Genomic DNA, 26,010 nt, shown 5'->3' with positions numbered 1-26,010 from the left:
ATGGCGGCAAACCGCGCGCTCGATGACATGCTGCATCTCGCCGCGCGGCTCGTGCCGGGGTTGCAGGGCGTGGTAGCCGCGCGCCCCGCGCAAGGCATCGTTCATACGCGCCCGGCACCGCCCAGCGGCGGCGCCAATCGCGCTGCGCTCGATGCGCTCCTGGCCTTCTGGTCGCGCACCTATCCCGAAGCGGGCCGCCCTTACTGGTCGTCGCGCTGCTGGGGCATCCTGATCTGGCAACCGCTCTACTTGAGCGTGATCGGGGTGCATGCGGCTGGCGTGTCGCTGTCGCTGGCGGACATCGCGCAGCCCATTGCCGAGGGCTGGACCCGCGAGGTCCGCATACGCGATCACGAACCGGCGCAGGGCGACACGCACGCGTTGATCGCGCACGCCGCGCGCGAAATCGTCTCGTGCTGCGAGCAGATGCACGACGAGTTGATGCCGGTGATCCGCCTGAATCCGGCAGCGGCGCGCGGTACACAAGCCGACGTGGTGCTCGCCGCACTGCTTGTGGCACGCAAGGCACGGCCCGAATGGAGCGACGCGCAGGTCGAGGCGCATGGCAGGCAATGGCTTGAGGCGCTCGGCCTGCAAGGCTGCTCAGGCTATTTCCCGTTCTCGCGCACGGACGGCGCGAGCGCGCTCGCTCTGGAGCGCCGCACCTGCTGCTACCACTATCGCCGCCGCGACGGCGAACTCTGCAGCACCTGCCCGCGGCTCGCACAGCATGAACGCATCGTGCGCCTGAACGCGCAACACGAAACAGGATGAAACCGACCGATGAACGATATCAGTGACCTCGCGCATCTCGCGCTGCCGCCCGATACGGAGGAAGCGCACGGGCAATTGCCCGCGAGCGCCTATTTCGACGAGGCGCTGTTCGAGCGCGAGATGGCGCGTATCTTCGCGCACTCGGCGCTATACGTGGGCCACGAACAGTCGGTACCCGAGCGCGGCGACTGGCGGCACCTGCCGCAGGACGAAGGCGGGCGCGTGCTGGTGCGCGGCGAGCACGGCGTGCAATTGCTCTCGAACGTCTGCCGCCATCGCCAGGCGCTCATGCTGGGCGGCATGGCCGGCAACGTCGCTGCGAGCGGCGGCGCCCCCGCGCAAGGCAATCTCGCCGCGAGCGGCGGCAACATCGTGTGTCCCTTGCATCGCTGGACGTACGCCCCGGGTGGCGAGCTGATCGGCGCGCCCGAGTTCGAGCGCAAACCGTGCCGCAATCTCGAACGTTTCGAACTGCGAAATTGCCATGGCCTGCTCTACGAAGGGCCACGCGAGCCCGCGCGCGACATGGCACGCGTGTTCGCCCGCCCGGAGTTCGACTTCTCCGAGTACGTGCTCGATCACGTGGAAACGCATAGCTGCCGGTACAACTGGAAGACTTTCATCGAAGTCTATCTGGAGGATTATCACGTCGCGCCATTCCACCCGGGGCTCGGACGCTTCGTGACCTGCGAAACGCTCGACTGGGAATTCGCCGGGACGTACAGCATGCAGCGCGTAGGCGTGCACGCCGCGCTTGCGCAGCCGGGTTCGGAAATCTATCGCGCGTGGCACGATAGATTGCTCGATTATCGCGGCGGCGAGGCGCCCGAGTTCGGCGCCATCTGGCTCGCGTATTTCCCCACGCAGATGATCGAGCTTTATCCGCACGTGCTCGTGGTCTCGACGCTGTATCCGAAGAGCCCGCAGGAAACGCTCAACGTGGTGGAGTTCTACTACCCGGAAGAAATCGCGGCATTCGAACGCGATTTCATCGAAGCCCAGCGCGCGGCGTATCTCGAAACGATGATCGAGGACGACGAGATCGCCGAGCGCATGGACGCGGGGCGACTGCGGCTCCACCGGCGCGGCATCAGCGACGCCGGGCCGTATCAGTCGCCGCTCGAAGACGGCATGCGCCATTTCCATGCGTGGTATCGGCGCGCCCTCGCGGGACCGCTCGGGTGAGCCATGCGAAACCGCGCAAGGCAGGCGGTTTCGCATTGGCGCGGCGGATGCAATGCACGCCCCGCGCCTGCTCGCCGCATCAGGCGTCAGCCACTTCGCTCAGGCTGGGATAGTCCGTATAGCCTTGCGCGGCGCCCCCAAAGAAGCCGTTGCGATCCGCCGCGTTCATCGCCGCGTTGCGCTGCAGGCGGGTGACGAAATCCGGATTCGCCAGCACCATCTGGCCGTAGGACTCCAGATCCGCCAGCCCCGTGGCCGCATCGGCGCCAATCTGTTCGCGCGGGCGGCCGGCGCGGTTCACGATCAACGCGCCCTTCCACAGCTTGCGAATGTCAGCCAGCAGCGCCTCGTCGCCCTGATGCGCGATGTGCAGATAGGCGAGCCCCAGCTTGTCGAGTTCGGCCACCAGATAGTGGTAAAGCTCGGGGCCTTGCGCGCCCTCGTCGATGCCCCACAGCGTCGTGCCCGGCGAGAGGCGGATGGCCGTGCGGTCCGCGCCGATTTCCCCGGCAATGGCGGCCGCGACTTCAAGCGCAAAGCGTGCACGGTTTTCAATCAGGCCGCCGTATTCGTCGGTACGCGTATTGGCGCTAGGTGCGAAGAACTGCTGAACCAGATAGGCATTCGCGCCGTGGATTTCGACACCGTCCGCGCCGGCATCGACCGCGCGGCGGGCCGCGGTGCGGAAGTCCTGGACCGTGCGGCGGATTTCCTCGATGCTTAACGCACGCGGCACGGGAATGTCCTGCATGCCGCTGGCCGTGAACATGACCGTGCCCGGCGCGATGGCGGAAGGCGCGACGCCCACGCGGTGGTGCCGCGTATTGTCGGGATGCGACATGCGGCCGGCGTGCATGAGCTGGATGAAGAGATGGCCGCCTCTCGCATGCACGGCCGAGGTGACTTTATTCCACCCGGCGACATGCGCGTCGCTATAAATGCCCGGGGTCGTGATGTAGCCCTGGCCATCTTCCGAAGGCTGCGTACCCTCGGTGACGATCAAGCCAACGCTCGCGCGCTGGGCGTAATACTCGGCGGCCAGTTCGCCGGGCGTGCCGTCGGCCAGCGCGCGCGAACGGGTCATGGGCGCCATGACCAGGCGGTTTGGCAGCGTGTAACGCCCGACGCGCACGGATTCGAAAAGCTTGCTCATGATGATCACCTCGACTGGTTTGGATGGGTGCATCATCGCCTGCTTCACGATTGGGATAAATATGGTAATTTGGATATCATTGATCCGTTCATGGAGCAGTCGAGGTGGAACTACTGAACGACATGGCCTTGTTCGTGGAGGTCGTCAAAGCCAGGGGGTTTCGCAGTGCCGCGGACGTGACGGGCATGCCGAACTCCACCCTTTCGCGCCGCATCAGCGGCCTCGAAAAGGCAATCGGGCTGCGCCTGCTGCATCGCACGACGCGCAAGATCGAGTTGACCGAAGCGGGCCAGATCTACTTCGAGCGCTGCAAACGCATTGTCGATGAAGCCCGCCTCGCGCACGAGCAGCTAGGCGACATGGTCGCGCAGCCCAGCGGCGTGCTGCGGGCCTCGTTTCCGGTCGATTTCGCCGTCACCTACCTCGCGCCCTTGATCGCCGAATTTGCCGGCCTGTACCCCGCCATCACTTTCGATTTCGAACTGAATCCGCGGCGTGTCGATCTCGTGAGCGACCCGTTCGACGTGGCGATCCGCATGGGGGAGTCCGAAAGCTCGCAACTGATTGCGCGTCCGCTGGCGTCGCTCACGCCGTACGTTTATGCGTCGCCGGGCTATCTGGAGCGCGCGGGCGAGCCTGGCAAACCGGCCGACCTGGAGCAGCACGAATGCCTGGGAATCCTGAAGGCCGACACGTGGACCTTGCACGACGCCAAGCGCACAAGCACAGCAAAGGTGGGCGGACGTTTCACGCTCAACAGTGTCGGCATGATCCGCCGCCTCGCTACGCTCGACATGGGCATCGTGCTGTTGCCGCAAGAAATCGTGGCCGACGAAGTGGCGAATGGAGCGTTGCGGCGGATTTTGCCGCAGTGGCATGGCACGCCCACGCCGGTCTATGCGATTACGGAAACGCGTCTGCTGCCGGCGAAGACGCAGCGCTTTATCGAGTTTCTTCGGGAGCGGCTGGCGCGGTAGCGCGCCGCCGAGGACATATGACCGCTGAGACATCCGCGAGCGGCGCTGCGGCCGCTCGCGGATACGGCGCTACGGTTTAGAAGGCGACGTAGGCCGATGTAGCGACGCCAGAATTGCCGTCGGTGTTCGGATCGTAATTGACGTACACAGTGCGGCCATAGAAGAACGGCATGCCGAAATCGAAGGCGACGCCCGTCATGATTCCGCCGACGTTTCCGTACGCGAAGCCACCGTCCTCGAACAAACTCAGAGCGTTGGCGATGCTAAGCCCAGCCGAAACGCTGGTGCCGTTGAACCCTGTGACGGAAGGCGTCCGCGACACCGTCGAAGTGGGGCAGTAGAAGCCGATCGCGAGCTTGCACATCGTCGCTGACAACGTGCTGTCGGGGAAGAACAACCCGTTTGAGCCTGTATCGAAGAATGCCGCCGACACGCTCGTACCGCTCAGCGATGCACTTTGCACGTTGCCATAATGGTCGGTCGTGAGCTTCTGAATGCCGGAAGTCGGCACCGCATTGTTCGATTGCGTACCGATGCCGAACGTCAGGAACCCGGTCGCGCTCGTCGAGCCCGACGACGTCACGGCCGGCATGTTCAGGATCACACCCGTGTTGTCGATCGGGAACAGCCGGACCGGATTCGTCACTTGCGCCGTTTCCGCTACCCCCAGGTCCGTGCAGCTCGTCGAACTCCCCGACCCCGTGCAGCCGAAATAGACGCCGTTCGGCGTGGTCGCGCAGCCACTGCCGCAGTCGTATTTCGCGGGGCCGATGCCGAGAATACCGTGCGCGGCGATTGACGACGACGTGTCGTTGAGCGAGCCAGTTGCGCAGCTGTTGTTAGTGCCGCCAGCTGCCGTTTGCGGCAGATCGCCCATGACATGGATGGGCACGCTCGAAGCCGTTTCACCGCCGATCGTCACATCCGCCGTACGAACGGAACCCCAGGCGTTGCCGTCGGCGAAACCGAAGCACTCGGCAACGGATTTGCCGCTCGCCGTCTCGACCGGCAACGCGGTCTGCATGGTGCTGTTCAGCGCATCCAGCGTGAGTCGCAACCCCCATGACCCCGTATCGACCTGAATGTTGTTGATCGTTTGGCACGTGGTCGAGTTGTGGACACAAATCGTGACGCTGACCGTCGGAATGTTCGGAGCGTTTTTGACGCCCGACGCCACGGTCACGGCAACCTGGTTGCTCGCGAGCGTCGCGGGCAAGCTCGATACCGGCGCGCCGGCAGCGAGGACCGAGCCGCCCGTGCTGTTGGCGGTGCCGCCCGTGCCGCCGCTGCCTGTCGACGTGCTCGCCAACGAATTCCCCGATCCGCCGCCGCCGCAACCCGCGACGAGAGCGACAGCCGCCGCCAGACCGAATGCGGCCAGCATTCGGGCCAGTTTCCCATTGATGCTCAACATGGTTCGCCTTGTTTTTGTTTGTTATTGGATGTCGGTGGCGCTCACGCCAGCTGGCAACGACTGCGGCAGGTAGGCCTGCCCGGAGAACGCACCCATGTGGCCGCCGGAATGGACGACAAGATTGGGAAGCTCGACACTCAGCGGACCACGGCCCGGATTAGCCGTGCGCTGCGAGACGCGCGCGCTGTCGTATTGCGTGAAGTAGGTGCCGAGAAGTACGGGGAGGTTCGGCATGATCGGCCCACTCCACGCAATGCCGAATACCGTTCCCGCCGCCGTGGCGTACTCACGCACGACCGTGCCGGTCGCGAAAGTCGTTTGCGTCACCGTGTACGAGGCGGCGCTCGTGGTACCGGCGACGTCCGATGCAGCATGGACGACGGCCGCATTGGCCGAACTGGAGACAGCTCCAGCCGGCGCGGGCGTGGGCATGCCGCCGAGTGCAGCCGAGGCAGGTGCCGCCGCGCCCAGCGCGGCGCAACTGAACGCCGCGCAAAGCGCGACGTGCAAGATCTGATTCGACATCAGGAGAGAACCCTTTCTATGGTTGGTTTTATCGCGCACATCGGCGCAGGTTTGCCGTTGCCATCCTTGCGAAAATCAACGGCGAGAATCGAACCCTCACTTCACGCCAAGGCGTCCCGGAAACTACCCGGAACGCCCGCGGCGCACACGGTCCGCTGAACGGTGTATCCATTTCTCTAGCCTCCCCAGTCGCCCCAATTTGCTCGCAGTCGGTTTCAATCATTGAGCTTTAGTTTGCCGAGGCGATCTCCGCCTCGATTATCCTGGCCGTTATCTTCGATCTGGTAAACGCGCGTACGCACCGCGGGAAGCTCGGGCGGCTCCTTGGCGATTCCCCATGCGCTCAGCAAGCCTTCGAACGACGCTCCGGCCGGTGCTGTCCGTGGCTCCGGCAGAGGCACGCCGGTCGAGCGGTAACGCGCAGTTCCTCGCGCACTCGCGCCCTTGTTGACGCGCTCGGCGGCGCCGTTGCGCATGGCGTAGCGAACGACATCCGAGGCTTCGCGTGAACTCATCAATCCCGACGCAGTAATTTCGCTGACCGACGCACTTTCGCGTTGCGCCAGCCAATGCAGCAGCGTGAGCGCACTAGCGTGAACCTTCATTACTGGCCTCTCCCGTCTTTGTCTTGTCCCTGTCCCCGGCGCTGACCGCGCGACGCAATGGACGAATTCCGCATTGTCCGCAATGCCATAGCCTTATCCGCCCGCTGGAGTCGTGGCCGTGCCATCGGGTTTGAGTGCGGGGGTGAAAAGCGCGCGCGGGCGTGGGCTGCACGCGCAGACAGGCCATCGGCTTTGCATTCGTTTCAGTCCCCGCAGGCGCGGGCGTACGCGGTAACCCCGGAGCGGCTGGCACGCCGCGTGTTTGCATTCATATTTATCTGCTCATCCGAGGGTATCGGCAACCGTCAGACGAATCTTTAGCGCAAACGATCAATTAATGAAGACGGCCATTTTTTTGTAATAAAAATGAAGGCATCCGAAATTCAATTGCATCAGCCACGGGAAGGTTTGGTCTGCCAGCCCACATACTCGCGGGCCGCCGCTCGTCACAATCGACGCGCCCGCCCGGGCCAGCGGCGAATGATGCAAAACACATAAACGCCTGACTGGCGCCTCGAGGCGACCGCAAAAAAACAACGCGCAAGGGGTTCGAATGGAGTCGATCACATTTGGTCAGTGCGTGAAGGGCGCATGGCGCGACGGCTGGCGATACTTCCGCCACCGCCCCGTATTTGCGGTTTTGCTCCCGCTCTACGCGTGGCTGTCGTCGTCCGTCATGAACGGACTGCGCCCCGACAGCACGCCGCCGTTCCGGCTCCTCACCTATGTCCCGTTGGGCGTCTTCACACTGATGGACAGCGCACTATTTTCGCTTCTCATCATGCACGCCATACGCTTCGTATTGCTTGACAATGATTCGCCGAAGGCGCAGCCGATCCCGGCGCCGAGTTATTGGCGATTTCTTGGCTGCACCTGGGGACTGGCCATGCTCGCGCCGCTGCTCGTCTGCCTGGCGCTGGTGCCCATCTGCCTCGCCATGGCGCTGTATATCGGGCTGATGATCGGGCTCGCTCACACAGCGAAAATCGCGATTGTGCTGCATCCTGTCGAGGCGCGCATCCTGATAGCGTTCGTCGGGGCAGGTCTCGTGCTGTTTGCCGGAGGCATCACTTGTTTCGTGCTCACGCGGCTGAGCCTGCTGCACACGCATGTCGCCATTGGTGGCACGCTCAGGATACGGGAAGTCTGGACCGATACGCGCGGGCATTGCTGGAGCCTCTGGCTCACACAGTGGTGCGCCGGACTGCCAACGCTAGCGGCCTGGGGCCTGGTCGCCGCCTACGAACTCGTGTCGCGGCACGAGGGTCTCGCTTCGCTCAATACGCTCAACACGTTCAGCGCGCCCACCACCGCGCTCTCCGCTTTCGGCGCGCTCTACATTGGCGCGCCGTGTTCCGCCTGGCTATACCGGCGCTACGCCAACACCCTCAAGGCCAGCCCGGCCCGCTGAAGCTTCTCACGCAACCGGGGCGCGCCGCGTGAACAGGCGCCGCGCCAGGTCGAACGCCACGAGGTTGCCAGAAACGACCAGCAAAAGCCCGACGACGGCGAGCAAGGACCAGCGGTAGCCCTCGTAGACCGTCGAAACCGCCAGCGCCACGATCGGGAACAAGACCGTGCAATACGCGGCGCGCTCGGGCCCGATCCGGCCAACCAGCGTCAGATAGGCCGTGAACCCGATCACCGAGCCTGCCACGACGAGCCAGGCCAGCGCGCCGAGGTAGCGCGCATCCATTTCGAGCCTGAACGGCAATCCGGCAACGGCACTCCCGGCCACGAGCACCGCGGTGCCGATCAGCATGGCCCAGCCATTCGTGACGAGCGGATTGAGCCCCATCGACTGCATGCGGCTCGACAGCAGATTGCCCGTGGAAAAACACAGCGTGCCGAGAAACGCCACGGCGAGCCCGAGCCACGCGGTCTGATCGCCGATATGGCCGGCCATCTGCTGCAGGAAGAGGCAGACGATCCCGATCAGGCCAAGTACGGCGCCCCCCACGGCGGTGGGTTGCAGCGGCCGGCCCATGAAAATGCGTCCGTTGATCGAATTCAGCAGCGGCGCGGTTGAAAACACCACGGCGACGAGCCCGCTCGGCACGATGTTCTCGGCATAGTAAAAGCACAGAAAATTGAGGCAGAACAGCGCGAGCCCCTGGGCGACGAGATAGCGCCACGCCGCGCGCGGCGGCCAGATCGGGCGGCGCATCACGCCCAGCAGCGCGAACACCAGGAGCGCCGCGAGCCCGAAACGCCAGGCGATCGATACAGGCGCGGGCACGACGCCAAGCTGCCACTTGATAGCGATCCAGGTGGTGCCCCAGATCAGGACGGTGAGCACGTAGAGTAAAAGATTCATTGCCGGAAAGGACCTCGAGTCGATGCCCCAACTATGGCGCACGGGGGCGGCGCGGACTTGTCCAGGATTGCGCATTTCTTGCCTGCGCCCTGCCACGGCCAGCAACTGCGGGGGCGCGAGCGTATACTTCGAAAACCTGCTTTTACAACCGCTTTGACGACCCCATCGCCGACTTGCAGCCCGCCGCCCCGACCATGAACGCCCAGGTGCCGCTTCCCGCGCCCGCTCTCGCCGAGACGCCCTTTGGGCTGCATTCGGTGTGCCGCACGCTGAGCGCGGCCAATGCGACGCTGGAGCGCTTTGCCTGGCTCGGCGACCAGTTTGCGGCCGCCGTCTGGACGCGCGTCACGCGCGAGGCCGAAACCGTCTATGACCGGCCGGGCCATCACACGCTGTCGTGCTATCTCGACGGCGGCTACCGCACGGAGCGGCAGAAGCTGCCCGGCGTATACGGCGCGCCAAGCCGCCTGTGCGCGCTGCCCGGCGACCATGAATCGCGCTGGTGGGTGCGCGGCCACATGCATTTCATGCATCTGTATTTCCTCCCCGAGCACTTCACACAGCGCGCGGTGCGCGAACTCGACCGGGAACCGCGCGAACTCACGCTGGCCGATCGCACGTATTTCGAAGACGAGCGCATTGCCGTGCTCTGCCAGGCGCTGGCCAACGAGAACTGGGCCGATCCAGACGGACTCCTGCGCAGCAACGAAACGGCACACGAAGTGCTGAGCCTGCTGCTGCGCAGCCAGGGCGTGCGGCGCGCGGGCGCGGCCCTCAAGGGCGGTCTCGCCGTATCGACACGGCGGCGCCTGCGCGACTATATCGACGCCCACCTGGACGAGACACTGACGCTCGGCGCACTGGCCGATGTCGCGTGCCTTTCCGAGTACCATCTCGCGCGCATGTTTCGCGCCTCGTTCGGGCTGCCGCCGCATGCGTGGATCGCCGCCCAGCGTCTGGAGCGGGCCCGCTTGCTGTTGCGCACGACCGCCCTGCCGCTCGCGCAGATCGCGGCAGAGTGCGGGTACGCGAACGCGAGCCACTTCAGCCATCGCTTTCGCGACGCGTTCGGCGCCGCGCCGAATGTCTATCGTCAAGCATTCCTGAAGTAGTCGTATGTCCCTCGATCCTGCCGTGCGTGGCCCCATGTTTTGAGGCACCACTGGGTCTTGTCGCGTCTACCGGGCCTGCCTATCGTGACGTCATCCCTTCGACGTTTACGGCAAAGAGCCCGCCATGTTCCGAACCATCGTCGAACAGACTTCGCGCTTTAGCGCGATTGCCCGTTTGTCGCCCGCTCTGCGCGCAATCTTGCGCGGCGCTGCCATTCTGGTCGCGGCAGTCATGGCGCTCACGCTTGCGCTCATGTTCGCGCCAGATAGCACCCGCGCCAATCTTGCGCTCTGCCTTGCATCGCAGTCCGAACCACATTCTGAGCACGACAAGATGGGTTCGCACAGCGCCCAGTCCGCCCAGTCCCTCGCAATCGAACGTTGCCTCGACTAGCCGCGATGCTCCACCAGCAAAAATCCCCCATACAGCCGAGGCTTTGTCACAATGGGCGCTACGCGCCGGCAATGAGGCGCCTTGTCAAAGGAGATCGTGATGGCGGAGCTTGTGACTTGCCTGTGGTTCGATGAAGGTAGAGCACGCGAAGCGGCGGAGTTCTATGCCGCGACGTTTCCGGACAGCCATGTCGGGGCTGGCCATGTTTCCCCGATACCCGGCATTGGCGCGGGGGCGGAACTGGTGGTCGAATTCACGGTGCTCGGCCGGCGCTTCGTGGGCCTGAACGGCGGCCCCAACTTCCAGGCGAACCAGGCCGTGAGCTTCATGGTCGAGACCCACAGCCAGGAAGAGACCGACCGCTACTGGAACGCCATCGTCGGCAACGGCGGCGAGGAGTCGGACTGTGGCTGGTGCAAGGATCGCTGGGGATTTTCGTGGCAGATCACGCCGAAGCGCCTGCTCGAATGCGTCTTCGGTGCCGATCGCGAAGCCGGCAAGCGCGCGATGGAAGCGATGATGACAATGCGCAAGATCGACATCGCGGCAATCGAGCGCGCCGCTGCCGCGAAGTAAGCTGCACGTCGGAGTCCTGCAGTCGCCATCCCGTTGCCGCATAGCTGGCATGCGGATGGCGCCAGCATGACCTGAGCGGCTGGGCGTCGTTTGCCACGCATCCGCTGCGCGAAACCTTCCACGTCGTCTTGCTCGCCCGCCAGCCGTATCTGTCGAGCGTGCTGCCGATGTATGTCATATTTGCGCTGTGCGTGCCCGCGGCCGTGCCCTTCGCCCGCCGCGCGCCACTCGCCACGCTGGTCTGCAGCCTGCTGCTTTGGGCCTTCGCGCCGCTGCTGGCTGCGCTCGTCGGCGCGAGCACGTTCGCGAACTGGCCGTTCAACCCATTTGCGTGGCAGTTGATGTTCGTATTCGGCATGCCCTGCCGGCTGCCCCCCGGTTCCGCCCGGCTTCAAGACCTCGCAAACTGCGCGCTGGCTGGTACGATGCGCGTTCGCCGCGGTGGTGCTGTTCGCGGCGGTTAAATGGTTCGTCCTGACTCAACCCATGCCTGGGACAATGAAACAGCATCTGGCCTTCGCGCGCGTCGTCAACTTTATCGGCATTGCCATGGTGGCGGCGTATTTCGTCCATCGCGGCACGATCGCGCGGATCGCCGCGCGCGTGCCCGCCGTCGTGACCGTGGGCCGCACGGGGCTCGTGTGCTTCGTCGGCGGCACGCTGATCCCGGTGATCGTCGACACGGCCACGCCACACGCGCCGCACGGTGCGGCGGCGTTCGTGGCGGCGCTGGCCGGCGACATCGTCGCAATCGGCGCGACGCTCATGCTCGCCCGGGCCTGGCGCGGCACGCTCGGGCGTCAGAAGGAGAAGGCCCGTGCGCGCGTCAACGGAGCCGGCTGCGGATGATACGACGGAGCACGCGCGCACTCGAATCCCTCAAGGCGATCGCCATCGCCACGCTCACGCTTATCGCAAGCGGCCCCGCTTTCGCCCAGCACACGCCTTCGCTGCCGCTGCATTGCACCGACCTTGCCGGCGCGCTACTGCCGCCCGCGAGCATCGGCCTGCCGACCAACGGTGCGCTCGTGCAGAGCGCCGCGATGATCTCCGCGACCGCCACAGGCAATCTCAACGGCGACTTCTGCCGCTTGACCGGCGTGATCCGCGCCCAGAGCGCCGGGACGCCGGACATCCGCTTCGAAGTGAACCTGCCGAGCCGCTGGAACGGCCGCGCGCTGCAATTCGGCGGTGGCGGCTACAGCGGCGTCGTGGTGACGGGAACCGGCCCGATGCCCTTCTCGCCCGACCGCGCGCCGCTCGCGCGCGGCTATGCGACCTTCGGTGACGACTCAGGCCACAACGGCACGTCGTCGGAGGCCAACTTCGGACTACTTGAAGAAGCCGTGACCAACTTTGGTTACGCGCATCTGAAGAAGGCGCATGACGTTGCGCTCGCACTGATCACGCTGGGCTATGGGCGGCCGCCGGAGCACATGTATTTCGCGGGCGGCTCGACGGGCGGCCGCGAAGGCTACACCGTGATCCAGCGCTATCCCGACGACTACGACGGCGTGATCGCGAATTCGCCCGCGCTGAACTTCTCGGGCGTGCGCCTGATAGGCGTCGTGGTGGGCCAGCACGAATACCGCACGCCGGGCGGTTATCTGTCGCCGCAACTGCTGGAGCACGTGTACGAGCGCGTGATGCAGGTATGCGATACGCTCGACGGCGCGGCGGACGGCCTCATCAGCGACGTCGAATCCTGCCGCGCGAAAGAGCCGGAGATCATCGACTCGCTGCGTTGCTCCTCACAGGATCAGACGGATCGCCAGCACGCCCCCGACGACTGCCTCACGCCGCCGCAGATCGCGACGCTGGAAAGCTTGCGCGACGGCCTGCGCCTGCCCTACGCGCTTGCCTGGAATACCGACACGTATCGCGGCTACAACGTCTTCCAGGGCACGCGCTTCACGAGCATGCTGGGCCTTGCGCATTCACCGCAGCAGCTGACCCAGCCGGGGTTCGTCACCAATGGCTACCTGTACGCGCAGGGCGATGCCTACCTCAAATACTTCATCACGCACGACCCGACTTTCGATTCGACGAACTTCGACGTGATGCATCCCGGCCGTTACCGCGAACGGCTCTTTACGCTGTCGACGACGATCGGAGCGATGAATCCCGACGTGTCGCGCTATATCGCACGAGGCGGCAAGCTCATCACCTTGCAGGGACTCGCCGACGAGGTCATCAGCCCGAACCAGACCATCGCGTATTACCAGGGGCTGGTGGGGCGCTACGGCGAAGAGCGCGTGGACAGCTTCATGCGGCTTTACATGGTGCCGGGCTATCAGCACGGCAACGGTGTGTTCATTCCATCCGTCGATCTGCTCGGCGCGCTCGACGACTGGGTCACGCGCGGCACCGCGCCGGAAACGCTGTTCGCGACCGACATTGCCCAGCCCACGAACGGCCGCACGCGGCCGCTGTGCCGCTACCCGGCGTTTCCGCGCTATTTGGGCAAGGGCAATCTGAATCGCGCGACCAGTTTCACGTGCGTGATGCCGCAATGACCCATGCGCGCTACGCGTCGCGCGCCCGGCGAGCGGCACGCTGGGGCAGCACCACGATGCAGCCGACGATAAAGATCACCAGCAGCGCGGACGCATAAAAGCGGCTGAAGTGCAGGCCACCATCGGCGACAGGCTTGTCGAGCAGATCGCCCAGCGTCGCGCCGAGCGGACGCGTGAGCACGAACGCGAACCAGAAAATCGCCGTGCGCGAAACGCGCGGCCACAACCACAGCAGCGCCACGACAACGAGGCCCGCGCCGAAGATCGCAGCACCGTATTCGTAGCCCACGCCAAGGCCACCGCGGTCTTCGCCCGCCACCCAGTCGCCCAGCGCGGTGCCGAGCGTTTGCGAAAACAGGATCGTAATCCAGTAAAACCACTCGACGCGCGGCGTCGCGACGCTCTCGATCGAAACCGTGCCTTCTACGCGGTACCAGATCGCGAGACTGGCCACGAGCAACAGGAGAATGATCGATACGCCGCCGGGATAGCCTACGCCGAGCGAGCGGTCGCAAAAGTCGGCGAGCGTCGTGCCGAGGGTGGTCGTGGCGACGATCGTCGCCCAATAGAGCCACGGGTAGAAGCGCTGTGCACGGATCTGCGCCGCAACCAGCACGACGAAGCACGCGAGAAAAATGAGCGTGCCGACCAGATAGCCCAGATTCAGTGACATCGTCACCCAGTCACCACCGGTTTCGCCGAGCGTGGTGCAAGCAATCTTGATGATCCAGAAGCCGAACGTCACGGCGGGGACCTTGCTGACCGCATCTTCGATGAGACTTCGCGTGGTGGTGGACATGAATACTCCTTGCGCCGCATGAGGGGCGGAACGAAACAACCTGGGACTATAGGCTGCTATTGCTTAACTAAGCCTTAACCACGGCTGAATATGCGCTAAACGCGAACCGTTGCCTGCGCATAAGCAAACTCTAAGGTTGGCTGCGTAGTCTGGGGACATGCGCCGTAGTGATCGGACTGCGCAAGATTGAATGAGCGTCTGCAAAAACGGTTTTGCAAATCGCGCATTTTTTTAGTCATCCGAATCGATTTTATTATATGGAGTCGTACATCATGAAACTTCTACTTGCTACTGCTATTGTCTCGATCGGCGTCGTATTGTCCCCCGTCGTCTTCGCACAGAACACCGAACCCGCGGCACAAACCAGGCAGATGCAGCAACCGGCAAGCTCGCAGCACGCCAGCACGCAACGCACCGACGACTCCGGCTATGGAATGGAAAGCTCGGGCACGTCGAATGCCTCGGTTGCGCAAACGTCGCGCCACGGCGCACTCATGTCACACGAGGGCCGCAACGATCTGTTCGCGCATCATTGATGCGCGAACAGATCGCGCCGGCTGGCATGACATTGGCCTGAAGCGCGGCACATGCGTGATTTCACCCGCCGCCACGCCGCTTGTCGCGCGCCAGTTCGTTCGGCGGCATGGCATCGCTTTCCTGCAGGGGTTCACCGGCAAGGCGGCGCTTGCCGGCCTGATCGCTGGCGATACCCGACGTTTCTCCTTCTGCGTCATATTCGGCGGCAATCTGCTTTTCGGCGCGGCTCCAGTATTCGTCCGCCCGACCTTCCGGCGCGCCGTCGTCTTCCCAGAGTTGATAAGCGCGTCGCCGGACGCGCTCTTCCCGTTGGTCATTCATGGTCATTCCTCCGATATGCGCGCGTGAGCAGCGCTGCAACCGACTGGCCCGGGCTGCGGATGGCGCGCTGCCTGTGCAGCGAGCAAACACGGTGCCCGACGCGTGCGTCATACTCGCCACTATCAACGAATGCTACCCAGGAGGATCGCTCATGACCGACACGAACACGCTACGTCCCTTCGCTTTCGTCCTTGCCGTCCAGGACCTCGAGCGCAACGCCGCATACTTTCGCGACGTGCTCGGCTTTCGCGTGGATTGGGCCGATTCAACCGACTGGCGCATCGTCGCGAGGGGCGGCGTACGGATCATGCTCGGCCATTGCCCCGATGCGTTGTCCCCAGCGGCAACGGGAGACCATAGCTACTTTGGTTATCTGGAAGTCGACGACGTGAACGCGCTACATGAGGAAATCGCACAGAAAGGGGCCATCGTCCTGCAGCCTCCGGTCGATCGCCCGTACGGCATGCGCGAATGCACCGTGGCCACACCGGATGGCCACCGGTTCGTAGTGGGTCAATCCATGGCTTGAGCAACGCTCGACCACAAGCGTTCCCTAACATCCGCACGCCCTATCAACGCGACACGGCGAAACCAATGCGCGCCGCCCAGCGGTGCTGGTTGTAATCGAGAAGATCCTCGGCGTAGCCGTTGAAATAGTTGAGAAACAGATACCCGCCCCATGCATTGCCGAATAGCTTGGCGAGCGGGTATGTAAATTGCACATCGACGCTTCCATAGGTCGATCTCGTGCCCTTTCTCAGGGTCGTCGCGAGTTGCCAGCCGTCAGGGCTGCCATATTTGAACAGCAGATCGACATAGCCGCGATAGTGGGCAATATCCCCATTCGACTCCTGGATGTGCTCGTAGGCGTAGATTTTCGGCTCGATGGTCAGGTGGTTGGCGTTGAGGTCGCCGAAATCCCAGATCGGCTTCACGTAAATGATGTCGACGCCGCGCGACCCGGGACCGGCGGTCCCGTTCGACTCGTGCTCGTAGCCGGACTCGATGCCCATCCGGGTGAACCAGCTGGTCCGCCACCCGGTGTCCTCGAGGTAGTAGAACAGCGCGGGCATGTAGCTCGTATCGTGGAACGGCGACTCATCCCCGCGGATATCCCAGAGCGATGTCTGCGTGTAGGCAAAATAGAGGTTGTCAAGGAAACCGCGTGAACGCGGATCGTCCGGCAACACAAAGCGGAATTTGATACTGATCTGGAATCTTGCGAGATCCGCATCGCTCGAGGACCAGCCGTCCGCGAAATAGTTCGGCTGGTAGAAAGAAAGACGGCCTGCCAGGAAAGTGCCAAGCTCGGGCACGAGCGAATTCGAAGGCTTCACAGTCGAAGGCGGCATTTGCGCGGCGAGCGACTCGTTGCCCGTCATCGGCCCTTCGGCGGACCCAATGGCCAGCGGGGTCGATGCGGGCGCAACGGCCGCCGCGGCCGCGGCCGCGGTTGCAGGGGCTGGCGCGGGCGCATTCGCCGTGGCTTCGCGTGGCTTGCGCGTGAGCAGGACCACGGAAGGCGAAACGTCCACGCCGGGCACGTCCACTCGCACGGCGCCGCGCGCCCACTCGGGCCAGGGCGCGCGATAACTCACCGCCTTCATTTCGCCGGCCGCGAGCCGCACATGCTCGGGCGCGCCGGAATCGCGCGTGAGCAGCACGGCCCTCGGCAACTGCTCGCCGTTGGTAAGCGTAATGCTCAGGGTGCGCGGGACGTCGACCGAGGTGCCGGTAGGCGTGTCGCCCGTGTAGACGATCGTCACCACGAGCGGCTCGTCGGACCTGGCCTCGCGCGGCGGCCGCATGATCGACACGGCGGCGCGGCTCGCAGGCATATAGCCCGCAAGCGTGGCCACGGCCAGTGTCAGGCACGCCAGCCTTGCCCAAGGCAGCCGGACGCCTTGTTCGGAACGGGAAGCGGAAATCCTGCAAGATGCCATTCGACTCGCCACGTTGCCTCCTTGTATCGCCAGAATGATTCGCCGCGCGGCGAATCCAGCCGATGCTTTTCTACGAGTGAAGCGTGGTGCATTCGGGAATCGCGCCCTATTCCCTGTTATTCGCTGTTACATAGAGGATGCCGAAATTGCTTGCCGCCGCTGCTATGATCAAAACGGTTCGTTCCGACTTGCCGGCCATTGCCGGCGAATGCTTTTCGCGAGGGCTGACAATGAAACCTGTCCTGCTTGCGCTAGCCCTGCTCGGCACTTCCACGTGCTGGGCGCAGGCCAGCGCTCCGGCTGCGTCGTCGCATCAGCATCACGTTGAAACCGTCGACGACCGCGTGAAGGAATTGCATGCCGAACTGAAGATTACTCCCGCAGAAGAGGATCAGTGGGCGAAAGTGGCCGACGTCATGCGCAATAGCGCCAAAACGGTGGATGATCTGATCCAGCAGCGGCACGATAATGCCCAGCAGCAAACCGCGGTGGAGAACCTTCAATCGTGGAACCAGATCGCCCAGGCGAATGCCGACGGCAGCAAGGCGATGCTCGATGCCTTCTCGGCGCTTTACGCAGCCATGCCCGACTCGCAGAAGAAGCTTGCGGACGCCGCTTTCCGGCCCACTGAAGCGCACACGAAATAACCAGCCGCGAGCGCTGGCAACGCGCGCTCGCGACGGAGGATCGGCGATGAAACTCCGTGTGTTGAAGTTTGCATTCCTTTGTATCGCAACGACGCTGTGCGCGATGCAAACCGCACAGGCGCGTGTGAACGTCAATGTGGGCGTGGGCATCGGTATTCCGGGGGCGTTCTACGCGCCGCCGCCGCCCGTATTCTTCATGCATCCCGCCGCGCCGATGTGGCCGCCTCCCGTCGTGTATTCGCGCCACGGCTTTTCACCGTGGCACCGTCCTCCGCATTTCATGGGTCCGAGACACGTCCGGCATCCCGGCTGGGGACCGCCGCCGCCACGCTGGCGCTAGAGGCACCCCTGCTCGACTACGCGGTAAACAAAAAAAGCCACGGCTCGCGAAAGCCGTGGCTCACCTCACGCCTCAGCGGTATCAGGCGCCGAGTGCGGGATCGCTATAGCTCGGGCGGCCCGTCTCGACGTGGCCCGCGATGCGGCGCACGAACGTCGCATCGCTATCGACCGTGATCGTCAGGTCGTACCAGCCGTGCGCGTTGCGCAGGTCGAGATAAAGCTGCTCGGTGTCGCCGCCGGGCACGGTGCGCTGGATCTTCGTGCCCGGGTCATACGCGTTGACGATCGTGAACTGGCAGCGCGCGCCGCCCTTGTTCTCGAGGCGCAGTTGCAGGTTGCCGTTCGCCACGTCGTAGCCCTCGGCCACTTCGGGGCGCGCCGTTTCGTTGCCGCCGAACCAGCCCGTCTTGACCTGCGTGCCCGCGAAACGGCGCAGAAACCCGTTCGGCCCATGCACGCTGAAGTCGTACGCGCCGCTGGCACCGATCGCGAGCTTGTCCTGCAGATGCTTGCCGGCTTCGACCGTATAGGTGCGCGGCGCGTCGGTGCTGCCCGCCGTGTAGACGAGGAACACGGCACCGGCGCGGCCCGAATTGACGAAGCGCGTGGTGACGTCGCCCGAGCCGGCATTGGCATCGAAGCGCACGAACAGCTCGTACGGCAGCGCGCGCGCGTTGCGCACGCCCGCTTCCTGCTTGGGCACGCTGCCCACGACCGGCGGCACCGGCACGTAGTCGGGATGACGGAGCTTGTCGGGCGGCGCATAGCCCGTCGTGGAGGGCAGCGCGGGAATCGCCGCGTTAGGCGTGGCGAAGTTGAATGCCGACGTGAGGTCGCCGGACACCGCGCGGCGCCACGGCGTGATGTTCGGCTCACGCAGGTCGTGATGCAGACCGAAGCGTTTCTCGATGAAGCGGATCACGGAAGTATGGTCGAACGTCTCCGAGCACACCCAGCCGCCGCGCGACCACGGCGAGACCACGAGCATCGGCACGCGCGGTCCGAGGCCATACGGGCCCGCCGCGTACGTGCTGCTGCCCGGGAAAATTTCGTTCGTCGTATCGACGGTCGAGAGGCCGTTCGCGCTCGAAGCCGGCGGAAACGGGGGCGCCAGGTGATCGAAGAAGCCGTCGTTCTCGTCGTAGTTCACGAGCAGCACGGTCTTGCTCCAGAGGTCCGGGTTCGACGTGAGGATCTGCAGCACCTGGTCGACGTACCACGCGCCATAGTTCGCGGGCCAGTTCGGATGCTCCGAGTACGCCTCGGGCGCAACGATCCACGAGACCTGCGGCAGCGCATTGTTCGCCACGTCCTGCTTGAGCACATCGAAATAGCCGCCGCCTGCCAGCACGTTCGTGCCCGTGCGTGCACGGTCGTACAGCGGATTGCCGGGCTGCGCGTTCTGGTATTGATGGAAATACAGGAGCGAGTTGTCGCCGTAATTGCCGATGTACGGATTGTCGCCCGTCCAGCCCCATGAGCCCTTGGCGTCGAGGCCTTCGCCCGCGTCCTGATAGATCTTCCACGTGACGCCCGCGTTCTGCAGGACTTCGGGATACGTGGACCAGCCATAGCCGGCTTCCGCGTTGTCGATCACCGGGCCGCCGCCGCTGCCGTCGTTGCCCACCCAGCCGGTCCACATGTAGTAGCGGTTCGGGTCGGTCGCGGTCATCGTCGAGCAGTGGTACGCGTCGCAAATCGTGAACGCGTCGGCGAGCTGATAGTGGAACGGAATGTCGTCGCGCGTGAGGTAGGCCATCGTGGTCGTGCCCTTGGCGGGCACCCACTGGTCGTAGCGGCCGCCGTTCCAGGCGGCGTGCGTCGTGGTCCAGTCGTGCGGCAGATCCTGGATGAACTGCAGGCCCAGGTTGGCCGCCGTGGGATGGAACGGCAGCACTTCGCCCACACCGGCCGCGAGCGGCTGGTTCCACACCGGCTTGCCGGTGGGCAGCGTGATCGCGCGCGTGTCGCCGAAGCCGCGCACGCCGCGCAGCGTGCCGAAGTAATGGTCGAACGAGCGGTTCTCCTGCATGAGGATCACGATGTGCTCGACATCGCGGAGGCTCCCCGTGCGATTGTTCGCGGGAATCGCGAGCGCATTGCGGATGCCCTGCGGCAGCATCGTCAGGGCGGTGGCCGAACCGGCGCTCATCGCGGCGGTGCGGAGAAAGTCACGGCGGCTTCTCGAGGTCATCTTGTGGTTTCCATCTTCAGGTTGAGAAAGGCACGCACGGCACGCCGCCTTGACGGGCGGCAGGCGGCAACGCCGCGCGGCCGGGTACGTCAATCGGCTGTGTGGATGACAGGTGTGACAAGCGGTTCGATCTGCGCGGCTTGTGTGTCTTGCGCGCTGCCGCCAGCGGGTGGCTTCGCCGGCGAGCGGACGGCGTTCGCGGGCAAGGCTACGCCGGCGTTTGCCATGCTGTTCGCACTATCTGGGAGATTCGATGCGCTCGCATCCGAGGCCAGCGTGAATGCATTGGCGAGCGGCGGGCTCTGTGGGTTGCTGCCTGGCTGCGCCTGCGCGAGTTCGCGTACGGCGTTCGTGGTGAGTGCGGCGCGCGCGTCGCTATCGCGTGCGCTGCATGCACCAAGCGCACACAGTGCGGCTGCGCATGCTAGCAGCATGGCGGGCGCACGCATCGTCGTGAATGCAGCGGGCAGGCTCAAACGTCTGCGCGACGCGCCTTGCCATGGCAAGCGCGCCGGCGCGGATTCGACCGTCATCGAAGTCTCCGTCCAGATAGAGGCACAACAACGGCTCGAGGAGCGGCCCGAGCGGGGGCCCCGCGCGCAGCACAGGCAGCGGCGAGGCAACGCCGAAGCATAGCGAAGCCGCTTTTAAATTTTGTGACGGTGCGTGGGGCCGCTCGAATGGCGGCGCAGGCGGATCAGCCTGGCGCGTTGCGAATCTGCAGTTCCGGGTATCCGGTCGAGGAATCGAGCTCTCGTGAGAAACGATGGCCGGGCAGCAGCACCAGCAGCAGTTCCGCCGTGGTGCGCACGGTGCAGCCGCGCGCGACATGGCCGCCGGACACGCGGCCTTGCGCGTCGGAGACGGACATGTGCAGGTGGGCGCCATCGGGCGACACCGAGCCCGCGAGCGTGAGGATTTCGAGGTCGCCCCGCAATTCGGTCGGCGTTTCGGCGCCGGCGAATCGCAACTGCGCGACGCTCAGGCTGCCGACGCCCTGAATGACGAACGCCGCATGCGAGGCTTGCTGGCCCAGCAAGCTTTCGACGGCGACGCGCAGATCGTCGCCGGGAGACAGCCGTACGGGATGGATTTGCATGCTGGGCTCGAGGTCGTCGTATCCGGCACAGGTTAGGCCGGGACGGAGAATGAGGCAAGTCGCAACATGTGCAGCGGCCCGCTCGAAGCGGGCCGCCCTTGCACTCGCACCTTCAGTCACCCATCACCGATGCGCGTAGAGCGAACCGAAGCCAGGAATGTCGTGAGGCGCCGAAGCCGTGGGCGCGCCCGCTGCCGACGAACCATTCGCCACGCCGCCGAACGCCGATGCCGCCGCGGCATTCTGCGCACTCACCTTCGCTTCGGCGGCCTCGATGTGCTGCGGATAGTCATTGTAGTCGGCCGCCGGGTTGTAGCCGGCCTGTTGGAGCTGCACCAGTTCGGCGCGGACCTGGGCGCGCGTGAGCGGCTCGGCCGACTGCGCGAAAGAGACGACGGGAACGGCGACGACAGCGGCAACGATTAGCGACTTGATGAGTTTCATGGTATCCACCTGTAAGCAATGAGTTATGTCGGACCACGATTGCGTGGCTCGTGCGTCCAGTCTTTTCGATGTCTGCCTGGCGACGTCGCTGACTGGCATGGGTGTATTTGAACTCCCGCACGTATCCCGCTTGTTTCCGCGAACCCTTGCTTTTGCAAGCCTCCTTGTCCGTAGCCACGGTGGATACACAACGATACAAAACCCCTCGCTACTCCCGCATTACTCCCGCATTTCGCTCAGCGACACCCCGTTCGGACGCAGGCGCAAGCGCGTATCGATGCGCTGCCACGGCAAATCGGCGGGGTCTGCGGCCATGGGGCCGGGCGCCTTCGCCACGAGATGCGCCGAGGCTATGGCGTCGAAATCGGCGCGATAGTGGACCGAACTCTTGTTCACCAGAATCTTCATCCGCTCCGGTTCGATACCCGCCGCGCGATACAGATTGCGGTCGAAAATCTGCATCTTGACCGAGCTGACCGCGATCCGGACGCCGTCGATGCGCAGGCACGCCACCGGCCCGATCTCGGTCCACATGCCGTTCATCATTGGGCCGTCGAAGCGAACACGCCCATCGGCAAGGTGCTCCACGACGAAGCGCCCGGCTAGCGGCGCGTCGCCGGGCACGCCCGTGCCGCCGGCGAGCGCAAGCTCGATCGTCGCGCCCACGCCCGCCTCGTGCGCCTTCGCGGCCGCCTTAGGGTCCCAGATCAGGCCCACGGCCGCGTCGCGCGCGCCCTGGCGCAACAGCGCGCGCACGAGGCCCATTGTGTTCGAGTCGCCGCCCACGCCCGGGTTGTCCTGCGTATCGGCGATGACGACCGGCTGCGTGGCGTGCTCGGCCAGACGCATGGCTTCGCGCACGGCAGCGTCGGGGTCGAGAAAGCGCACTTCCCAGTCGCGTTCCTGTTCGACGACGGCCGAGGCCAACGCGTTCACCGCCGCAATGACGGCGGCTTCATCGAAGCCGTAACCCCACACGGCCGCGCCGCACTCGGGAAAATCGGAGGCCGGAAAACCCGGCGCGAACGAAAGCGAGACGACCGAATCGTCCTCGAGCTGCGCGAGATGCGCGTACGTGCCGCGCGCCGGTTCCGCGAGCGTGCACATGCCGTTCACGGGAATCAGGAACGGAATGCGGCGCACGTAGTGCTTGAGCCTGCGCCCGGGCTCCGCGACGAGGCGCATGAGGATCTGCGCGGCGCGCGCGCCCGTTTCGGCCATGTCGACGTGCGGATAGGTGCGATACGCGACCATGGCGTCGGCGTGCGTGAACATCTGCTCGGTCACGTTGGCGTGCAAGTCGAGCGAGACCACCACGGGCATCTCGCGGCCTACGATGGCCCGCACGCGCGCGAGCAGCGCGCCCTCGCCGTCGTCCAGATGCTCGGTGACCATCGCGCCGTGCAGGTCGAGATAGATCGCGTCGAAGCCGCCGCGCCGCACGGCATCGACGATCTCGCCGGCAATGCGCTCGAATGCGTCTTCAGTCACGTGCGCGGAAGCGCTCGCCCCGGCCCAGATGACCGGCACGAGCGTATGGCCCGCCGCTTCCGCCGCATGAATAAAGCCGCCGGCGGGCACGTTCACTTCGCGCAGCGAGAGCACGTCGGCGCCGCGTGTGAGCGGAGGAAAGCCCTCGCCTTGAACGAAGCTTTGATAACTGGCTTTCGTCGGCGCGAACGTGTTGGTTTCGTGCTGGAAGCCCGCGATGAGAATCTTCATATTCCTTTACCTCACTTGCATAGGATGACTGAGCAAACCGGTTTCGTGCCGTGCCTTGCAGGCACCATGTCCGTTCAGGGCTTCGCGCTCGCGAGCCTGACCGAAAGAATCAGCAGCGCGCCGATGAGCGACACGCCCCCCATGGCGAGCAGCGCAGGCTGGAGACTGCCCGCCGCCGTCTTGATCCAGCCGATGGCCGCAGGACCCCAGAATCCGCCGGAAAGCCCGATGGTGTTGATGAGCGCAATGCCGCCTGCCGCGGCCGGTCCCTTGATGTACTCGGGCGGAATCGCCCAGAAGACGGTGTAGGCCATCCACAGCGCCATCGTCACGAGCGTGAGCAGCGCGAGCGTGGGCGCCAAATGATTGCCCGCGGCTGCGGAAAGCGCGAAAAGCAGCGCGGCGGCCGCTGCCGGCACGGCGCAGTGAAAGCGCCGCTCACCGAGCCGGTCCGAACGGCGCCCCATATAGAGCATGCCCACTGCCGCCGCGACATACGGAATCGACGTGTACCAGCCCAGCGTGATGAGATTGCTCACGCCTTGCGCCCTGAGAATGGCGGGCAGCCAGAAGCTGATGGCGTAAATCGACGCAATGATGCAGAAGTACGCAAACGCCAGCACATACACCTTGCGATCGCGCAGCACGCTGCCGAACGAGGTGGCGTGCGCCTCGGGCGCGCCGACTTCGGCTTCGATCTGGCGCTTTTCGGCGTCGCTCAGCCACGCGGCATCGGCCGGACGGTCGGGCAGATAGAGGAACGTCGCGATGCCGAGCACGATGCACGGCAGGCCTTCCACCAGAAACATCCATTGCCAGCCCGCGAGGCCCGCCTTCCCCGCAAGCAGGCTCATGACGGCCGCCGAAACCGGCCCGCCGACAATGCCGCCAATCGGACCGGCCAGAAACACCATCGCGATGGCGCGCGCCATGCGCGAGGGGCCGTACCAGCGCGAGAGATAGAAGATCATGCCCGGCGCAAAGCCCGCCTCGAACACGCCTAGCAGGAAGCGCATGGCATAGAACGCGGGCACGCTGCGCACGAACAGCATGCACGCCGACGTGATGCCCCACAGCACGAGGATGCGCCCGAAGGTCTTGCGCGCCCCGATCTTCGGCAGCAGCAGATTGCTCGGCAACTCGAACAGCACATAGCCGATGAAGAAAATGCCGGCGCCCACGCCATAGGCCGCATCGGAGAAGCCGAGGTCGGTCTGCATCTGCAGCTTGGCGAACCCGACGTTCACGCGGTCGAGGTAAGCAAACAAATAGCAGATCAGCAGAAACGGCAGCAATCGCGCGTTGATCCTGCTGTAGAGCGCGGAAGCATCGAGGCTTCTCGAGCGGGGAAGAATGGCGGCCATGTCCTGTCTCCTGTCTGGTGGGCGTCGTGCGCAATACCATCCTGGCCAGGGCATACTTCGCTAGCAAGAGCAACAAAGTTCACATATCGTTCTTTTTCAGGCAACAGTCGTTTTACGCGAACGAGGGCGCGATGCGCGAAATCAATCAGCAGCGGCTGCGTTATTTCCACGAGGTGCTCACGCACGGCACGATCCGTGGCGCCGCGGACAGCCTGAACACCTCGCCCTCCGTCATCACGCGACAAATCAAGCTGCTGGAGGACGAACTGGGCGCGCAACTGTTCGAGCGCCAGGCGCGCGGCGTGAAGCCCACCGAAGCGGCGGCGCATCTGCTGGAGTTCTGGCGCGGTTATCGCGCGCAGCAGGAGAAGTTCGAGGACCAGTTGCACGCGTTGCGCGGGCTCCAGCAAGGCCGCGTGGATCTGGCCGTGAGCGAAGGCTACGTAGATGCGCTCGTCGCCGAGGTCATCACGCCGTTCTGCGCGCAATATCCGAAGCTCGATGTGAGCCTCACGATGCTCCCCGTCGACGACGTGCTGGGCGAGGTCGCCGAAAGCCGCGCGCATATCGGCCTGGCGTTCAATCCGCCGCCGCACGAGCGCATCGAATATCGCGCGAGTTCAGCGCAACCCGTCGTGCTGCTGGTGCGCCGCGACCATCCGCTCGCGCAGCGGGGCACGCCCGCGACGATCGACGACCTGCTCGCGTGGCCGCTCGCGTTGATGCCCAGCACGTTCGGCATCGGGCATCTCGCGAACATGCTGGCGTTCGCGGAAAACATCGAGATACGCGCGACGCTCACCACGAATTCGCTTACCGCGCTCAAGCGTTTTGTCGCCGTGGAAAACTTCGCGACGCTGATCGGCGAATTTGCCGCCTCGCGCGAGATCGAAGCCGGCGAACTCGTGACCGTGCCGATCGATCACGCGCTCTTTCGCGGCACGAAGGCGCGCGTGCTCGTGAAGTCGGGGCGGCCGCTCGTCGCGGCCGCGCATGAGTTGCTCGACTGGATCCTGCGGCGCATGACGATGTTTCAGGCGGAGGGATAAC

At 64.7% G+C, this 26,010-nt stretch carries 29 protein-coding genes; 15 read left to right on the top strand and 14 right to left on the bottom strand.

Going from position 1 to position 26,010, the window contains the following annotated elements; translation table 11 throughout:
* Both A3CW_RS46060 and A3CW_RS0112290 read left to right on the top strand, forming a co-directional pair.
* The gene (locus A3CW_RS46060) at positions 1 to 774 is read left to right on the top strand and encodes a siderophore ferric iron reductase (protein ID WP_051481416.1); all 774 of its coding nucleotides are present in this window, start codon (positions 1 to 3) and stop codon (positions 772 to 774) included.
* A gap of 9 nt (positions 775 to 783) precedes the next feature.
* Positions 784 to 1,959, top strand: a complete 1,176-nt coding sequence (locus tag A3CW_RS0112290; RefSeq protein WP_028203845.1) for an aromatic ring-hydroxylating oxygenase subunit alpha — start codon at positions 784 to 786, stop codon at positions 1,957 to 1,959.
* A gap of 79 nt (positions 1,960 to 2,038) precedes the next feature.
* Here the strand turns inward: A3CW_RS0112290 and A3CW_RS0112285 are convergent, their stop codons facing one another.
* The gene (locus tag A3CW_RS0112285) at positions 2,039 to 3,112 is read right to left on the bottom strand and encodes an alkene reductase (RefSeq protein ID WP_028203844.1); all 1,074 of its coding nucleotides are present in this window, start codon (positions 3,110 to 3,112) and stop codon (positions 2,039 to 2,041) included.
* 104 nt (positions 3,113 to 3,216) lie between these two features.
* Between A3CW_RS0112285 and A3CW_RS0112280 the strand changes: the two genes are divergently transcribed.
* Complete coding sequence (locus tag A3CW_RS0112280) at positions 3,217 to 4,089, top strand: LysR family transcriptional regulator (protein ID WP_028203843.1); 873 nt, start codon at positions 3,217 to 3,219, stop codon at positions 4,087 to 4,089.
* 76 nt (positions 4,090 to 4,165) lie between these two features.
* Here the strand turns inward: A3CW_RS0112280 and A3CW_RS0112275 are convergent, their stop codons facing one another.
* The 3 genes from A3CW_RS0112275 to A3CW_RS0112265 form a co-directional block, all read right to left on the bottom strand.
* Positions 4,166 to 5,503 (bottom strand): DUF3443 family protein, encoded by a 1,338-nt coding sequence (locus tag A3CW_RS0112275; protein ID WP_028203842.1) that lies wholly within the window; start codon positions 5,501 to 5,503, stop codon positions 4,166 to 4,168.
* 21 nt (positions 5,504 to 5,524) lie between these two features.
* Entirely contained in the window at positions 5,525 to 6,028 is a 504-nt protein-coding gene (locus A3CW_RS0112270) for a DUF2844 domain-containing protein (RefSeq protein ID WP_051481414.1), read from the bottom strand.
* A 215-nt stretch (positions 6,029 to 6,243) separates the two neighbouring features.
* The gene (locus A3CW_RS0112265) at positions 6,244 to 6,633 is read right to left on the bottom strand and encodes a hypothetical protein (RefSeq protein ID WP_028203840.1); all 390 of its coding nucleotides are present in this window, start codon (positions 6,631 to 6,633) and stop codon (positions 6,244 to 6,246) included.
* 553 nt (positions 6,634 to 7,186) lie between these two features.
* Here A3CW_RS0112265 and A3CW_RS0112260 point away from each other — a divergent pair.
* Positions 7,187 to 8,044, top strand: coding sequence for a hypothetical protein (locus A3CW_RS0112260; RefSeq protein WP_028203839.1), 858 nt, complete (start codon positions 7,187 to 7,189; stop codon positions 8,042 to 8,044).
* A 6-nt stretch (positions 8,045 to 8,050) separates the two neighbouring features.
* Here the strand turns inward: A3CW_RS0112260 and A3CW_RS0112255 are convergent, their stop codons facing one another.
* Positions 8,051 to 8,950 (bottom strand): DMT family transporter, encoded by a 900-nt coding sequence (locus A3CW_RS0112255; protein ID WP_028203838.1) that lies wholly within the window; start codon positions 8,948 to 8,950, stop codon positions 8,051 to 8,053.
* Between the two features lie 194 nt (positions 8,951 to 9,144).
* Here A3CW_RS0112255 and A3CW_RS0112250 point away from each other — a divergent pair, with 194 nt between their 5' ends.
* The 6 genes from A3CW_RS0112250 to A3CW_RS0112230 all read left to right on the top strand — a co-directional run bounded on the left by A3CW_RS0112250 (position 9,145) and on the right by A3CW_RS0112230 (position 13,548).
* Entirely contained in the window at positions 9,145 to 10,062 is a 918-nt protein-coding gene (locus tag A3CW_RS0112250) for an AraC family transcriptional regulator (protein ID WP_028203837.1), read from the top strand.
* A gap of 124 nt (positions 10,063 to 10,186) precedes the next feature.
* The gene (locus A3CW_RS0112245) at positions 10,187 to 10,456 is read left to right on the top strand and encodes a hypothetical protein (protein WP_028203836.1); all 270 of its coding nucleotides are present in this window, start codon (positions 10,187 to 10,189) and stop codon (positions 10,454 to 10,456) included.
* 99 nt (positions 10,457 to 10,555) lie between these two features.
* Positions 10,556 to 11,032 (top strand): VOC family protein, encoded by a 477-nt coding sequence (locus A3CW_RS0112240; protein WP_028203835.1) that lies wholly within the window; start codon positions 10,556 to 10,558, stop codon positions 11,030 to 11,032.
* A 128-nt stretch (positions 11,033 to 11,160) separates the two neighbouring features.
* Positions 11,161 to 11,496, top strand: coding sequence for an OpgC domain-containing protein (gene opgC, locus A3CW_RS54285; RefSeq protein WP_028203834.1), 336 nt, complete (start codon positions 11,161 to 11,163; stop codon positions 11,494 to 11,496).
* Positions 11,474 to 11,881, top strand: coding sequence for an OpgC domain-containing protein (gene opgC / locus A3CW_RS54280; RefSeq protein WP_322787954.1), 408 nt, complete (start codon positions 11,474 to 11,476; stop codon positions 11,879 to 11,881). The genes opgC (A3CW_RS54285) and opgC (A3CW_RS54280) overlap by 23 nt, the downstream gene beginning before the upstream one ends.
* Complete coding sequence (locus A3CW_RS0112230; RefSeq protein WP_035512848.1) at positions 11,878 to 13,548, top strand: tannase/feruloyl esterase family alpha/beta hydrolase; 1,671 nt, start codon at positions 11,878 to 11,880, stop codon at positions 13,546 to 13,548. The genes opgC (A3CW_RS54280) and A3CW_RS0112230 overlap by 4 nt, the downstream gene beginning before the upstream one ends.
* A 10-nt stretch (positions 13,549 to 13,558) precedes the next feature.
* Here A3CW_RS0112230 and A3CW_RS0112225 read toward each other — a convergent pair whose 3' ends face one another.
* Entirely contained in the window at positions 13,559 to 14,347 is a 789-nt protein-coding gene (locus A3CW_RS0112225; protein WP_028203832.1) for a COG4705 family protein, read from the bottom strand.
* Positions 14,348 to 14,619: 272 nt separating this feature from the next.
* On the opposite strand from A3CW_RS0112225, the gene A3CW_RS0112220 reads away from it, so the two are divergent.
* Positions 14,620 to 14,883 carry a hypothetical protein gene (locus tag A3CW_RS0112220; RefSeq protein ID WP_154677917.1) on the top strand — a complete coding sequence of 88 codons (264 nt, stop codon included), beginning with the start codon at positions 14,620 to 14,622 and terminating at the stop codon, positions 14,881 to 14,883.
* 61 nt (positions 14,884 to 14,944) lie between these two features.
* Here A3CW_RS0112220 and A3CW_RS0112215 read toward each other — a convergent pair whose 3' ends face one another.
* Positions 14,945 to 15,205, bottom strand: coding sequence for a DUF2934 domain-containing protein (locus tag A3CW_RS0112215; RefSeq protein ID WP_028203830.1), 261 nt, complete (start codon positions 15,203 to 15,205; stop codon positions 14,945 to 14,947).
* 151 nt (positions 15,206 to 15,356) lie between these two features.
* Between A3CW_RS0112215 and A3CW_RS0112210 the strand changes: the two genes are divergently transcribed.
* On the top strand, positions 15,357 to 15,734 hold the full coding sequence (locus tag A3CW_RS0112210) for a VOC family protein (protein WP_028203829.1): 378 nt from the start codon (positions 15,357 to 15,359) through the stop codon (positions 15,732 to 15,734).
* A gap of 43 nt (positions 15,735 to 15,777) precedes the next feature.
* Here A3CW_RS0112210 and A3CW_RS0112205 read toward each other — a convergent pair whose 3' ends face one another.
* The gene (locus A3CW_RS0112205; RefSeq protein WP_245623616.1) at positions 15,778 to 17,064 is read right to left on the bottom strand and encodes a phospholipase A; all 1,287 of its coding nucleotides are present in this window, start codon (positions 17,062 to 17,064) and stop codon (positions 15,778 to 15,780) included.
* A gap of 230 nt (positions 17,065 to 17,294) precedes the next feature.
* Between A3CW_RS0112205 and A3CW_RS46050 the strand changes: the two genes are divergently transcribed.
* Together A3CW_RS46050 and A3CW_RS46045 are read left to right on the top strand one after the other, a co-directional pair.
* Positions 17,295 to 17,795, top strand: a complete 501-nt coding sequence (locus A3CW_RS46050) for a Spy/CpxP family protein refolding chaperone (protein ID WP_161782933.1) — start codon at positions 17,295 to 17,297, stop codon at positions 17,793 to 17,795.
* Positions 17,796 to 17,841: 46 nt separating this feature from the next.
* On the top strand, positions 17,842 to 18,135 hold the full coding sequence (locus A3CW_RS46045) for a hypothetical protein (protein ID WP_035512844.1): 294 nt from the start codon (positions 17,842 to 17,844) through the stop codon (positions 18,133 to 18,135).
* 81 nt (positions 18,136 to 18,216) lie between these two features.
* Here A3CW_RS46045 and A3CW_RS0112190 read toward each other — a convergent pair whose 3' ends face one another.
* The 6 genes from A3CW_RS0112190 to A3CW_RS0112165 form a co-directional block, all read right to left on the bottom strand.
* Positions 18,217 to 20,331, bottom strand: coding sequence for a phosphocholine-specific phospholipase C (locus A3CW_RS0112190; protein WP_028203827.1), 2,115 nt, complete (start codon positions 20,329 to 20,331; stop codon positions 18,217 to 18,219).
* Positions 20,332 to 20,420: 89 nt separating this feature from the next.
* On the bottom strand, positions 20,421 to 20,864 hold the full coding sequence (locus A3CW_RS0112185; protein ID WP_028203826.1) for a hypothetical protein: 444 nt from the start codon (positions 20,862 to 20,864) through the stop codon (positions 20,421 to 20,423).
* 164 nt (positions 20,865 to 21,028) lie between these two features.
* Complete coding sequence (locus tag A3CW_RS0112180) at positions 21,029 to 21,430, bottom strand: PPC domain-containing DNA-binding protein (RefSeq protein WP_028203825.1); 402 nt, start codon at positions 21,428 to 21,430, stop codon at positions 21,029 to 21,031.
* Positions 21,431 to 21,553: 123 nt separating this feature from the next.
* Positions 21,554 to 21,874, bottom strand: a complete 321-nt coding sequence (locus tag A3CW_RS0112175) for a DUF4148 domain-containing protein (RefSeq protein ID WP_028203824.1) — start codon at positions 21,872 to 21,874, stop codon at positions 21,554 to 21,556.
* A gap of 219 nt (positions 21,875 to 22,093) precedes the next feature.
* Positions 22,094 to 23,596, bottom strand: coding sequence for a M81 family metallopeptidase (locus tag A3CW_RS0112170; RefSeq protein ID WP_028203823.1), 1,503 nt, complete (start codon positions 23,594 to 23,596; stop codon positions 22,094 to 22,096).
* A gap of 74 nt (positions 23,597 to 23,670) precedes the next feature.
* Positions 23,671 to 24,960, bottom strand: coding sequence for an MFS transporter (locus A3CW_RS0112165; RefSeq protein WP_028203822.1), 1,290 nt, complete (start codon positions 24,958 to 24,960; stop codon positions 23,671 to 23,673).
* Positions 24,961 to 25,091: 131 nt separating this feature from the next.
* Here A3CW_RS0112165 and A3CW_RS0112160 point away from each other — a divergent pair, with 131 nt between their 5' ends.
* Positions 25,092 to 26,009 carry a LysR family transcriptional regulator gene (locus tag A3CW_RS0112160; protein ID WP_028203821.1) on the top strand — a complete coding sequence of 306 codons (918 nt, stop codon included), beginning with the start codon at positions 25,092 to 25,094 and terminating at the stop codon, positions 26,007 to 26,009.
* Position 26,010 lies beyond the last annotated feature (1 nt).

Origin of the sequence: Paraburkholderia nodosa DSM 21604, assembly GCF_000519185.1 — a bacterium.
Taxonomy (GTDB): Bacteria; Pseudomonadota; Gammaproteobacteria; order Burkholderiales; family Burkholderiaceae; genus Paraburkholderia; species Paraburkholderia nodosa.
The sequence above is the reverse complement of the archived record's forward strand: the minus strand, read 5'-3'. Positions and strand labels throughout refer to the sequence as shown.